Source organism: Nostoc cycadae WK-1 (genome assembly GCF_002897135.1).
In the GTDB taxonomy this organism is placed as follows: domain Bacteria; phylum Cyanobacteriota; class Cyanobacteriia; order Cyanobacteriales; family Nostocaceae; genus Nostoc_B.
In genome coordinates this window covers 1-12,546 of sequence record NZ_DF978457.1, presented here as the reverse complement: position 1 = coordinate 12,546, position 12,546 = coordinate 1, and the positions used below count along the sequence as shown (strand labels likewise).

The window sequence follows — 12,546 nt, the reverse complement described above, 5'->3', positions numbered from 1 at the left end:
TAGTAAGACTTTTCCTTCTGCCTCCTGCCATAACTGTTAATCCCAAACTTTGCACAAGGCCGCCAATTGGTCGCGGTATTCAATCCGAACTACCCAATCTTCTGGCCATACTGCCATTCCTAAATATGCTCCAGCAAAAGCACCTGCTAAACAAGCAATGGAATCAGAATCACCAGATGTGAGTGCAGCACGTCGCAAAGCCGCTAAAGGTGCCTCTGGAAATAACAAAAAGCATAATAGACCTGTAGCTAAGGCTTCTTCTGCCACCCAACCTTCACCTATGGCTAAACAGGGGTCAATGTCGCGGTTGGGGTTGACTAATGCTGCATCAAGACGGTCGAGTACTGCTAAACACTCATCCCAACCACGACTAATAAATTCTTCTGGTGTCTGAATGCCTGGACGTTGCCATAAATAATCCAGCCAATCAGCATGATAAACCGATCGCTGAGTTAGAGCATAGTTGCGTAATTGAGTCGGCAATTTTTGTGGTTCGCCACCCTTGACAAGATAAGTAATTGCTGCTGCGGTTAAATCGGAAGCAGCGAGGGCAGTAGGATGACCATGAGTTAATGCTGCTTGAAATTGAGCAACTGCCGCACGCATTTTATCATCTGTGGGCAACAAACCTACAGGCACAACACGCATATTTGCACCACAGCCTTTGGAGTTGGGTCTAGTTGCTTGTTGCCAAGGCAGACCTGATTCCAAATATTCACAAGCCTGTAAGCAAGTCATCCCAGGAGCGCGATTATTGTCTGGACTGTGTAACCACTCAACAAAAGTACGTCTGAGAATAGGTTCTAAATTAGGCAAACTCAAGTTTGCGACACCAACCTCAATCAGGGCTTGCCCTACTGCTAATGTCATTTGTGTGTCATCTGTAACGCGTGCAGGATTACCAACAATTTCTTGCGGCCCATTTGGCGGAAAGCGACGACAAATTTCTTTCACATTTAAAAATTCTGTAGCAGCGCCCAAGGCATCACCAAAGGCTAACCCAAATAAACATCCAGAGGCACGACGCATAAATAGTTTTTTAATTACATTTTTAATACACAAACGCTACAAAATCTACCCTTGAGTAAGTGTAAGTATCCGCGTTTTAACTGAATTTATCAAGCACAGACTCCTTTTATAGCTAATTTATTCTCTATATCTCTGGAGTTAATGTTGTTTAAAGACGGCAAACACCACATGGTGATTACGGTTCACCCTAATTACTCAATGTATTAATTCTCATAAATTAGACGAAGTGAAAGCAAATTAATCCATGAACCAACTAAACAAAACTTTAAAATTAACCGTCCCAGATAAGGTTCGGGAAACCACCCTTCATGGACTGGCTATACAAGCTCAGTATATATATCAGCAGAACTTGGGGCTATAACCCCAACAACACCGAGCTAAAGGTCATTGATGCTGAAGTAACTGCTTTCATAAACCAGTTGGTTCAAGATTTAGTCCTTATATTCCCATTCATTCATTTGTAGTTATACGGAGCCAGCACATAAAATGGCAAAAGTAGTTGGAATTGACTTAGGTACAACTAACTCCTGCGTCGCAGTGATGGAAGGTGGTAAACCCACGGTTATTGCTAATGCAGAAGGTTTTCGGACAACACCATCAGTAGTAGCATTTGCCAAAAATGGCGACACCTTGGTAGGGCAAATTGCCAAGCGCCAAGCGGTGATGAACCCTGAAAATACCTTCTACTCGGTGAAGCGCTTTATCGGTCGTCGCTATGACGAAGTGACTAATGAAGCAACCGAAGTTTCTTATAAAGTCCTCAGCAGCAGTGGTAACGTCAAGCTAGATTCTCCTGGTGCTGGCAAGCAGTTTGCTCCAGAAGAAATTTCGGCAAAAGTTCTCCGCAAATTAGTGGAAGACGCAAGCAAATATTTAGGTGAAACTGTCACTCAAGCAGTAATTACCGTCCCTGCATACTTCAACGACTCCCAACGCCAAGCTACAAAGGACGCTGGTAAAATCGCCGGGATTGAAGTTCTGCGGATTATCAACGAACCGACAGCTGCTTCTCTGGCTTACGGCTTTGATAAAAAGAGCAACGAAACCATCTTGGTATTTGACTTAGGTGGTGGTACATTTGACGTATCTGTATTGGAAGTTGGCGACGGCGTATTTGAAGTATTAGCAACTTCTGGTGATACCCACCTCGGTGGTGACGACTTTGATAAAAAAATCGTTGATTTCTTAGCTGAACAGTTCCGCAAAGACGAAGGTATTGATCTCCGTAAAGACAGACAAGCACTGCAACGTTTAACAGAAGCGGCAGAAAAAGCCAAAATTGAGCTTTCTAGCGTTACCCAAGCAGAAATTAACTTACCGTTCATCACCGCTACCCAGGACGGGCCTAAGCACCTGGATATGACGCTGACTCGCGCTAAGTTTGAAGAACTTTGCTCTGACTTGATTGACCGTTCTCGGATTCCAGTAGAGAATGCGCTGCGTGATGCCAAGTTAAGCAAAAATGATATCGATGAAGTAGTACTGGTTGGTGGTTCCACCCGTATTCCTGCCGTCCAAGAGTTGGTGAAGCGGATTTTGGGTAGAGAGCCTAACCAAACTGTTAACCCTGATGAAGTAGTAGCCGTTGGTGCGGCAATTCAAGCAGGTGTGTTGGCTGGTGATGTTACAGGTATTCTATTGTTAGACGTAACACCATTGTCCTTGGGTGTAGAAACCTTGGGTGGTGTAATGACTAAGATTATTCCTCGCAACACAACAATTCCTACCAAAAAATCCGAAGTATTCTCTACTGCTGTTGATGGTCAAACCAACGTAGAAATTCACGTCCTCCAAGGTGAACGGGAATTTGCTAACGATAACAAGAGTTTGGGAACCTTCCGTCTTGATGGTATTCCTCCTGCGCCCCGTGGCGTACCTCAAATCGAAGTGGTATTCGACATTGATGCTAACGGTATCCTCAACGTTACGGCTAAGGACAAAGGTACTGGTAAGGAACAATCCATCAGCATTACTGGTGCTTCTACCTTAGATAAAAATGATGTTGACCGGATGGTACGCGAAGCAGAACAAAATGCTTCCTCTGACAAAGAGCGCCGTGAGAAAATTGAACGTAAGAACCAAGCTGATTCCTTGGCGTACCAAGCTGAAAAGCAGCTGCAAGAATTAGGCGATAAAGTACCTGCGGCTGACAAAACCAAAGTAGAAGGTTTGATAAAAGATCTGCGGGAAGCTGTTGCTAAAGAGGATGATGAGCAAATCGCCAAGCTGATGCCAGAATTGCAACAAGCACTATTCGCGGTTGGTAGCAATATCTATCAACAAGCTGGCGGTGCTGCACCTGGCGCTGAACCTCAAGATGGTGGTGGCGGTTCTTCTACTTCCTCTGGTAGCGGTGATGATGTAATTGACGCAGATTTCACTGAAAGCAAGTAATTCCTCCAATGTTGTAGGGAAGGTGAGAAATTCCCTACTCAATATTTCCCATCTAGGTATTCACCTGGGTGGGGATTTTTTTTATGCGGGGATTTGGTATATAGGTTACAGGTTACAGGTGATAGGTTAATATGTCATATCCTGCAACGCCTTGGACACTTCGAGGCAAAGCGATCGCCTCTTTACATCTGGTAAATATTAACCAAGTACGCTCCCTGATTCCGTCGGAATTGCAAATTTTTTCTGTCTGGCCGGGTAAAACTCTCGGCTGCGTGTATTTATCCAATTACGGGGAAGGCTCTGTGTTGGAGTACAGTGAGTTAATTGTTGCTCCGGCTGTGGTGAGTTATCAAAATAAAATTGGTGCTTGGATTTCGCACATTTATGTAGATAACGTTGATTCTGTGGCTGGTGGGCGAGAAATTTGGGGATTGCCGAAAGAATTGGCCGATTTTACGTGGGAAAATGATCAGCGGGTGAGGGTGAGTCAGGGCGATCGCAATTTGTGTACTCTGAATTATACTCAGCAAAGTTTAGCTTGGCGACAAAGGCTGACTGGTTCCACCTTCAGTGTTAAGGGTGTGGAGTTACTCAAATTTTCGGCTGAATGTGAAGCGCGGTTGGGTTTGATTAGTTCCCAATTAGAAGTTCCTACAGACAGTCCTTTTGCGAGTCTAGGTTTAGGTCAGGCTTTTTTAACTGGGCGTTTTGAACAGATGACATTAACAGTTGCTCACCCAGAAATTGTAGGGCAAAGAGTAGGCGAAGTTATTTATAGATAAGATAGCGAAAGAATGCTTATCTTATCACCAATAAATTTATAGTCGGCATTATAAAAGCAATCTGGTTTGGGAATAATAAATTCACGGTAGAAAACTTCCAGACCAGATATATATATGTTGAATGTAGTAGTTGGCCATAGTAATGACCCTGATTCTTTAGCGGCGATTACTGAAGTTATCGAGCAATGTCAAGATAATTTAGGTGAAAAACGTCCTCAAGCTGGTATTTTATTTGCGGCAATAGATTTTGATTATGCACTTATCTTGCAAGAAATTGTGCTGGCTTTTCCTGGAATTGAGTTAATTGGTGGTACTAGCGATGCCGAAATTTCTTCATTATTAAAGTTTCAGCAAGATTCACTAGCTTTAATGCTATTTTGTGCTGATGAAATTGAAATTTATGCAGGGTTGGGTAGAAATCTATCCCAAGACCCAATGTTAGCTACGAAACAAGCTGTAGAACAAGCAAAAGCAAAAATTAAACATCAATCTCTCTCTCAATTATGTTTGACTTTTCCCGAAAGTTTAACAGTTGATGGGGTGGTGATTGTTGAAGGCTTGAAAGTCGCTTTGGGGAAAGATATTCCTATTTTTGGTGGATTAACCGCCGATCAATGGAAATTTGCAAAGACATATCAATTTTTTCAAACAGAAATTCTCAGTGATTCTGTTCCTGTATTGATATTTTCTGGTAATTTCTTATTTTCTCAAGGAGTCGCTAGTGGTTGGCATCCTCTAGGAAGAAAAGGCAAAGTTACCAATGTTGAGCAAAATATTCTCTATGAAATTGATGGCAAACCAGCATTAGATTTTTATCATCATTATTTAGGTGGTCTTCCTCCTTCTGGTGAATATCCTTTAGCGGTGTTTGAATCAGAAACTGAAGAATTTTATATGCGTGCGCCTAGCATTTATAATCCTGAAAATGGTAGCATTACTTTTTTAGGAGAAGTACCAGCAGATGCTTGTGTTCAAATAGCACAAGCAAGTCGAGATGAGATTTTAGGTGCTGCGAAAACATCAATTATAAATGCCTTAAATAATTATCCTGGGAAACAGCCTGATGCAGCTTTATTTTTTTCTTGTGCGGCTCGTCGGCTATTACTAGGTACACGCACAATTGAAGAATATCAACTGGCTCAGGAATTTTTGACAGCAGAAATCCCAGGTTGTGGTTTTTATACTCATGGTGAAATTTCTCCGTTAAACAGTGGCGGTGAAACTAGATTGCATCATGAGACTTTTGTTACCCTTTTGATAGGAATATATTAAAAAATCATGCAATTAGATTATGAGCAGAAAATTAAACAATTGGAAAAAGCCAATCGCATTCTCCAAAAAAAACTAGAGCGCTCTGAATCTTTAAGAATTGCATTAGAGGAAACCAATGAGAAAAAAGAGGCTTTGTTTCTCAAGGTAATTGACGAATTACGTGATTCACAAAAAACTTTAGAAGAACAAAGTCGCGACTTAGAAGAAACTTTAAAAAAGCTACGCGCTATGCAAAGCAAATTAGTAGAGTCTGAAAAGATGTCTGCTTTAGGAGTTTTAGTAGCTGGTATTGCCCATGAAATTAATAATCCAGTAAACTTTATTTATGGCAATATTAATTATGTTACTCAATATGCCGAAGAAATTTTAGAACTACTAAAATGCTATCAAGAATATTATCCAAATCCTGTTATAACTATAGCTGATAAAATCAAAAAAATTGATTTGGAGTTCATCAAAAAAGATTTTGTACAAGTTTTACAGTCTATGGAAATAGGGAGTCAGCGGATTAGTGAAATTGTTCGCTCTTTACGTACTTTTTCCAGATTAGATGAAGCTGAACTCAAAAAAGTCAATATTCATGAAGGTATTGATAGCACATTGATGATTCTGCAAAATCGCTTAAATTCTCAACTCGGTTGCTTAGAAGTTATAATTATTAAAGAATACGGCAATCTACCCAGGGTAGAGTGTTATGCAGGTAAGCTGAATCAAGTATTAATAAATATTATTAGTAACGCTATTGATGCTTTAGAGCAGAAATTAAATTATAGTCAGCATACTTATTCTAAAACAAATGGTTTAGCTACACTGCAAACTGCAACTTTTACCCCCACTATCAAGATTACTACAGAATTAATCAATAACTGGGTTTCTATTCGCATAAGTGATAATGGGATTGGAATTGATGAAAAAACAACGCAACAAATATTTAATCCTTTCTTCACTACTAAACCAGTTGGTAAAGGTACAGGTTTAGGGCTTTCTATTAGTTATCAAATAATTGTGGAAACTCATCAAGGGCAGCTAGAATGTCAATCTATTCCTGGCGTAGGTACGGAATTTATGATTATGATACCTTTACAAAGGCTGTAGCTAGATGTTATGTTTTGAAATTCAATGCGATCGCTCTTTTACTCACTAGGTAAGTTATCTATCAAGAAAAACCCAGCTTTCGTGAAAAAACTGGGTTTCTGAATTTAGTAAATATGATTTACAGCCAATCTCGATAAGCAGAGATTTCATTTACACTAATTTCTAATGGCTCACCTTTACCAAAAGGTGGATAAACTTTGATTTTGGCATTAGTTGTAAATCTCTCTAATCTATTACCTAATTGGGGAATATTGCTGACTATATGCCAGTAAGATACGATGTCAGGGCAATCAATTACTAACATCACTTTGGTGTTTTTATCAGTAAGATACCACTGACAATTATTAAGTAGAGCTTGAGTAATGCGATCGCAACTGTAATAAAAACATCTACCAATCGATTGCTCTAGCTCTAGGTGCAGCATTCCATCCTCTTTTGTTACCTTTGTTGGAGGTAAATCATCGGGTGGAAGCAGGTTTAATTTAGACATAATTGCGTACCTCTTGGTTGTAGCGCTGCAAACTTTCGATGTTTTTTTGCATATCAAACGATGTCGGTTTGAGCGCTAATGTACCTAGATTCAATTCGTCATGAAATTTTTTGATTTTGTCTCGACAAGTGATAGGATCACCAATGATTGAATTTTCAATCAAATAGTCTTCGTCAAAACAAATGTTGCTACGGTCAAATGCCTTATGACCATTGGAACTATTCTGCATTACTACTGCCGAATTAGCTTTCATTTTTTGGCTAAATTGGCGGATAAAAGGCATCGCTTCGGTGATAGCATCTGCGTTGGTTTGTCCAACAAAAAAGAACCTCGCTAAGACAAAATTGTCTGCACCACTGGGATTAATCTCTCGATATTGGCTCACTGTCTTTTTCAATCTCTCTAGCGCAAAGGGTGGCCCTCCCATTAAGCTAAAGGAATTTTTAGCGGCAAATTCTATGCTTGTCTCATCACCACTGGCTATATATACAGGGATTTGTTGTTGCAGCGGTTTAGGGTAAACTGTGAGGCGATCGCATTGATAATGTTGTCCGTGAAATGAAACTTCATTTTCATATAACAGCTTATGAATTAATGCGATCGCCTCTAACATTCTGGCGCGAGATTCTCCCATTGAAATCGCAAAATGTTTATTTTGCTGAGGAAAAGGCCCACCTTTAGCAACTCCAAATAATAATCTGCCATTACACAAATTATCCAAGGTAGCAATATCTTCTGCTACCCGAATCGGGTTGTGAAATGGTAGTAAAACCGCCGCTGTGCCTAAGCGAATTGTTGAGGTGACACCCGCTAAATGTGCCATTAATAGCAGCATAGAAGAACTGATATTAATTTCACTAAAATGATGTTCACTTACCCAAGCTTCGGCAAAATTTAAGCTTTCGGCTTGTCTAACTAAAGCGACTTGCTCAAAAATAGCCCGGCGGGCATTTTGATGATGATTTTCGTAATTGCAGAAAAGTCCAATTTTCATTGTTTACTATTCTTAGGTTGCTACCATTTGCAACTCCAACCACAAGCGCGGATCGGTATCTTTCAGCGTCGATTTGGGATCACGAATTAAGCGTTTAGCATTCATACAAACTACTTGGACTAATCCCATATTGTCTGCTATGTCTCTGAGGATTTTTTGTTGTTCTCTAATATGGGGCAGCATTTCCTCAGAGCAGTAAATACCTATGTATTGCAAACGTCTAGGCGGTCTTCCCCAAAAACAGGTGATGACTTTCACATGGCACCCGTCTAATAGTTCCCCAACCTTTGGATAATACTCGCTGATGATTCTTTTGAATTCTTTAGCGATGATATCTTCAGTAATCATTTTAACTGATGTTTCTGTAGCGTTCATCACGCTATTTAATATAACATATATTTGTCAACCAAGCATGACATAGAGTGTGTTATATGTTGCTTTTTAGTGTTAAAAAATATATAAAAAATGATTTGTCAGACGTTAATAGAGACCAAAATCCCCGGCTCCTTGAAGAAGACGGGGATCTGAACTTTCTCGATATTTTATAAATAATCAGATGTATTATCGAGATTTGCGTTCGGCGACTAATACTTCAGCAACCATTTCTGGTAAATCACCAAAGTCAGAAAATCCTTCTTTACCACTGATAGGGGAAAGAAAAGTATAACTTGGATCACATTCTCCTGTATCGTAAACTTGAATAAACCATCTATCAGGGAAGCCTTCTACACCCAACTCTACAATGTACCAACTCTCGCCAGTTAAACGAGATTTTATAATAGTAAACCACTCTCTATATTCGTCACGAATATTCCAGTCTGCTAAGAGAAACTCTAACGCTATATGTCCAGCATCAGTAGCCGTCAGTAGCATGATTACTCCTTATTTGGCACTTCAGATTTTGCAGCTTCGGAATTTTTAAAGTCTGGATATAAACCTAATTGTTTAGCAAGCTCACGAGCTAAAAAAAACAAAAATTGAGCGCCATCTTGGTTGCCTTCGTGAGCAAACATTGTAGCAACTCTAGCCATTGCTTCTACGAAATTAGCATCAATTAATTCTGAATGTGCTTCTAAAATTTCTGGTTCTTGACCATTAGGACATTGCAATAATTTATCGATTAAATCAAAATATTGAGCTTGCCGTTCTTCTGTCATAATATTTGCTAATTTTGGAGTATGGATTGATTATTGTTCAATACTTTGTTGCCAAAGTCTTTCTAACATTTCTACTTGTTCTTGGAATACGGCGGCACGATGTACTAAATACCTATCGTATACAAGAATTCCTAACCCAATACACACAGGGGTTAGCAAGATAAACCATTGCAGAATAATGGCAAGTTTATATACAAAATCAGTAGTTGGCGGTTGGTTTACGATTTGGCGATCGCAATTATTAACACCAGCCGTCACCACAGGTTCTAAGGCTTGATTTACTTTGTTAATATTATTAACTTCACAAGTTAAATTCTGTGCCTTAACTAACTCTCCATGTTTTTCCCAAACTACTTTTAGGGCTACCATTGCTGGAGAAATTACGATTAATGTTACAAGGCAAACTGTGAGAACATTTAGAAGTTTGACTTTCATTTTTGCTCTCCTTGGCTAGGTAGAAGCTAGGTGTTTAGGCTAGAGTTTAGGGTCTAGATTAGAGAGTTTTACATAGTAAATTACAAAATTTAGTTATGGTTTATATCCCAAACAGCTTGAAGACTATGGTTTTTATTGATTCATAAATAAATTAGGTATATAGTTTCATGTTTATTAAATTAAACCAGTAAGTAACTAGTAGATAATTACCTATTTTGCTAAAAATTATATTTTTATACTTGTCGAATTAACGCACTCTTACTTGAAAATGTGGGGTTAAGAAGTCCCCCCTAGTTCACTAGCAAGCTAGAGAATTTCGGGGGGTAGAGGGGAATCTCTGCGTAAATCCTATATGTTTTATATCAGTTGGCTTTCTCTATGGCTGTTTAATAGGTGTGGATTAAGTTTATTAAATAGATTAAGGTTGTACTCAAAACCTCAAACCATTAATGCACAAGCTTTTAAAAAATTGCTTGGGGTAAATGGACTAGCATTTTTGAGTAAAGGGACTAGTATTACTGAGGTGGGGTTCTGGAACTTTTGTACTCAGACTTAAAGCTAGACAGGCTATCGTTAAAAACGATTTTTTTTAATAAATTTTGATGAATAAATTTTGTACTCAGGATAAAAACTTCATATTTTAAATAACTAAATTTTTTCAGAAAGTCAATTAAATAAACCCAAAATAATCAAGTTTTATTGATGAATAAAATTACTGTATTTAATTTACATTTTAGAGCTTTATATGGAGAAATTTAGATATTTAGCAAAACTGTTAAATAGACTGTTGATTTCAGGATGATTTTGTTAAAGAATATGAAATGAGTTTGTATATGTTTTTAGACAAATATCGGCTAATAAAGTTCCCTAGATAAACTGATATTTAGTATTTGGCAATACTTAAATAGCAGAATGTTAAGTTAATGGTAATAGAAAATGCGAATTTAAGTGTAAATTAACCAAAATTATTTCTTGGTGTTACATATTTATGCTTTAGTGAAAGTAAATAGGTTTAGCGATCGCTAACCTCAGCAGTTAGCCAAAAATGATTGTTATAAGTAAATATGCTGCTTTAAAATTAAATGTTTTAGGAGTTAATTTATGCGAATTGCTAAAGATGTCACAGAACTTATCGGCACAACTCCCTTAGTTCAACTAAATAAAATTCCTCAAGCTGAAGGTGCAGTGGCGCGAATAGTTGCCAAACTCGAAGGTATGAATCCAGCAGCTTCGGTGAAAGACCGTATTGGCTTGAGTATGGTACTCTCAGCGGAAGCGGAGGGTTTCATCACACCGGGTAAAACAATTTTAGTTGAGCCAACTTCTGGAAATACCGGAATCGCTTTGGCAATGGTAGCAGCCGCCCGTGGTTATAGCCTAATTTTGACTATGCCAGAAACCATGAGCCAAGAACGTCGCTCAATGCTGCGTGCCTATGGTGCAAAATTAGAGTTGACACCAGGCCCAGAAGGAATGCGAGGTGCAATTCGCAAAGCTGAAGAAATTGTGGCGAATACACCCGACGCATATATGCTGCAACAATTCCGCAACCCAGCTAATCCCAAAATTCACCGCGAAACCACCGCCGAAGAAATTTGGTCAGATACAGATGGGGAAGTAGATATTGTGATTGCTGGGGTTGGTACTGGCGGGACGATTACCGGAATTGCCGAAGTATTGAAACAACGTAAGCCTAGTTTACAGGCGATCGCAGTTGAACCCAGCAATAGCCCTGTCCTTTCTGGTGGCGAAGCTGGCGCACATAAAATTCAAGGTATCGGTGCAGGATTTGTTCCCGATGTGTTGCGATTGGAACTGGTTGATGAAGTCATCAGAGTTAGTGATGACCAAGCAATGATTTATGGACGGCGTTTAGCCAAAGAAGAAGGTTTACTATCGGGGATTTCTTCTGGTGCGGCTTTGTGTGCTGCATTGCAAGTAGCAAAACGACCAGAAAACGCTGGTCGTTTGATTGTGATGATTCAGCCTTCGTTCGGTGAACGTTACCTCAGCACAGCAATGTTTCAAGATTTGAGCATTAGTTAAGAAGTCAAAAGTTAAAAGGAAAAAGTAAAAAGTGAAGAGTAAACAGTCAAAATAGAAAATAAACTCTTTTGCCTTTTACCCTTTTACTTTTTACTTAATTTAATGTTTGCAATTACCATGACCGTGGCCATGTTCATGATGATGATTACCACCGTGGGCGCAACCTTGTAAATCCTTACTCATCAGGTCTTCACTCATAGCTTGGAAGGATTCATCTACAGGTTTTAAGCCAATCCAAGCGTCAAGCTTTTCGACTTCAAAACCGACTTCGCGGCGATCGCCTACTTGAATTAGAGGGCGGCGAATTAATAGCGGGTCGCGCAACATCAACACCAAGGCGGTTTCTGCGTCGATGTTTTCGGGTATGATTTCCCCAGATTTTACCTTGGGTGCAGCCCGATTAAACCATTCAGCTACAGGGCGATCGCCAAAAAACGACCGTAAACCCTGAATTGTCCAAGGTTCGGTTAATAAGTTATATGCAATTACTTCATGACCAGCCGCAGTCAGCAACACTTTTTGCCGAGTGCCATTTTTACAGCCTGGTTTTTCATAAAAAATTACTCTTGCCATTGTACTTGCTCCTAATCCACTTTATGGTTTAGGACTTACGCAGATTCCCCTCTATAAAGTGCTGAGTGCTGAGTTAAAAGTGCTGAGTAAGTAAATTCTTCCCTCCTGCCTTCTGCCTCCTGCCTCCTGCCTTCTTAAAACTTTCGTGCAGTCTGGGTAACTAAATCAAACTCAAATCGTTGTTTTGGATCAGTTTCCCCATAAATATTAAAAGTCACAGTTGGTTCATCACCGACTGCTTGCACGCTGTGAATTGCATCGGGAGTAAAGCTAACAATA

General features: G+C 39.5%; 13 protein-coding genes and 1 pseudogene. 5 read left to right on the top strand and 9 right to left on the bottom strand.

Annotation, left to right across the window (positions count from 1 at the left end):
- Positions 1 to 36: 36 nt before the first annotated feature.
- On the bottom strand, positions 37 to 1,029 hold the full coding sequence (locus NCWK1_RS28540; protein WP_103125078.1) for an ADP-ribosylglycohydrolase family protein: 993 nt from the start codon (positions 1,027 to 1,029) through the stop codon (positions 37 to 39).
- Positions 1,030 to 1,515: 486 nt separating this feature from the next.
- On the opposite strand from NCWK1_RS28540, the gene dnaK reads away from it, so the two are divergent.
- The 4 genes from dnaK to NCWK1_RS28520 all read left to right on the top strand — a co-directional run bounded on the left by dnaK (position 1,516) and on the right by NCWK1_RS28520 (position 6,572).
- The gene (dnaK, locus tag NCWK1_RS28535) at positions 1,516 to 3,423 is read left to right on the top strand and encodes a molecular chaperone DnaK (RefSeq protein ID WP_096583198.1); all 1,908 of its coding nucleotides are present in this window, start codon (positions 1,516 to 1,518) and stop codon (positions 3,421 to 3,423) included.
- A 131-nt stretch (positions 3,424 to 3,554) separates the two neighbouring features.
- A complete protein-coding gene (locus NCWK1_RS28530) occupies positions 3,555 to 4,205 on the top strand; it encodes an acetoacetate decarboxylase family protein (protein ID WP_103125077.1) in 651 nt (216 codons plus the stop codon).
- Between the two features lie 114 nt (positions 4,206 to 4,319).
- Positions 4,320 to 5,477: an FIST signal transduction protein gene (locus NCWK1_RS28525; RefSeq protein ID WP_096583202.1), complete on the top strand. Its 1,158-nt coding sequence runs from the start codon at positions 4,320 to 4,322 to the stop codon at positions 5,475 to 5,477.
- Between the two features lie 6 nt (positions 5,478 to 5,483).
- Positions 5,484 to 6,572: a sensor histidine kinase gene (locus NCWK1_RS28520; protein ID WP_187308144.1), complete on the top strand. Its 1,089-nt coding sequence runs from the start codon at positions 5,484 to 5,486 to the stop codon at positions 6,570 to 6,572.
- Positions 6,573 to 6,690: 118 nt separating this feature from the next.
- On the opposite strand, the gene NCWK1_RS28515 is transcribed toward NCWK1_RS28520, so the two are convergent.
- The 6 genes from NCWK1_RS28515 to NCWK1_RS28490 form a co-directional block, all read right to left on the bottom strand.
- Positions 6,691 to 7,062: a hypothetical protein gene (locus NCWK1_RS28515; protein WP_103125075.1), complete on the bottom strand. Its 372-nt coding sequence runs from the start codon at positions 7,060 to 7,062 to the stop codon at positions 6,691 to 6,693.
- Positions 7,055 to 8,056 carry an LLM class flavin-dependent oxidoreductase gene (locus NCWK1_RS28510; RefSeq protein ID WP_103125074.1) on the bottom strand — a complete coding sequence of 334 codons (1,002 nt, stop codon included), beginning with the start codon at positions 8,054 to 8,056 and terminating at the stop codon, positions 7,055 to 7,057. The genes NCWK1_RS28515 and NCWK1_RS28510 overlap by 8 nt, the downstream gene beginning before the upstream one ends.
- A 12-nt stretch (positions 8,057 to 8,068) precedes the next feature.
- The gene (locus NCWK1_RS28505; protein WP_245894895.1) at positions 8,069 to 8,431 is read right to left on the bottom strand and encodes a hypothetical protein; all 363 of its coding nucleotides are present in this window, start codon (positions 8,429 to 8,431) and stop codon (positions 8,069 to 8,071) included.
- 186 nt (positions 8,432 to 8,617) lie between these two features.
- A complete protein-coding gene (locus NCWK1_RS28500) occupies positions 8,618 to 8,929 on the bottom strand; it encodes a hypothetical protein (protein ID WP_096583210.1) in 312 nt (103 codons plus the stop codon).
- Between the two features lie 2 nt (positions 8,930 to 8,931).
- A complete protein-coding gene (locus NCWK1_RS28495; RefSeq protein ID WP_096583212.1) occupies positions 8,932 to 9,213 on the bottom strand; it encodes a hypothetical protein in 282 nt (93 codons plus the stop codon).
- Positions 9,214 to 9,243: 30 nt separating this feature from the next.
- A complete protein-coding gene (locus tag NCWK1_RS28490; protein ID WP_096583214.1) occupies positions 9,244 to 9,648 on the bottom strand; it encodes a hypothetical protein in 405 nt (134 codons plus the stop codon).
- A 1,101-nt stretch (positions 9,649 to 10,749) separates the two neighbouring features.
- On the opposite strand from NCWK1_RS28490, the gene cysK reads away from it, so the two are divergent.
- Positions 10,750 to 11,694, top strand: coding sequence for a cysteine synthase A (gene cysK, locus NCWK1_RS28485; RefSeq protein ID WP_096583216.1), 945 nt, complete (start codon positions 10,750 to 10,752; stop codon positions 11,692 to 11,694).
- A 99-nt stretch (positions 11,695 to 11,793) separates the two neighbouring features.
- Here the strand turns inward: cysK and NCWK1_RS28480 are convergent, their stop codons facing one another.
- Entirely contained in the window at positions 11,794 to 12,267 is a 474-nt protein-coding gene (locus tag NCWK1_RS28480) for an ArsC/Spx/MgsR family protein (protein WP_096583218.1), read from the bottom strand.
- Between the two features lie 134 nt (positions 12,268 to 12,401).
- Positions 12,402 to 12,546: pseudogene (locus tag NCWK1_RS30325) on the bottom strand (cupin); the annotation flags it as partial.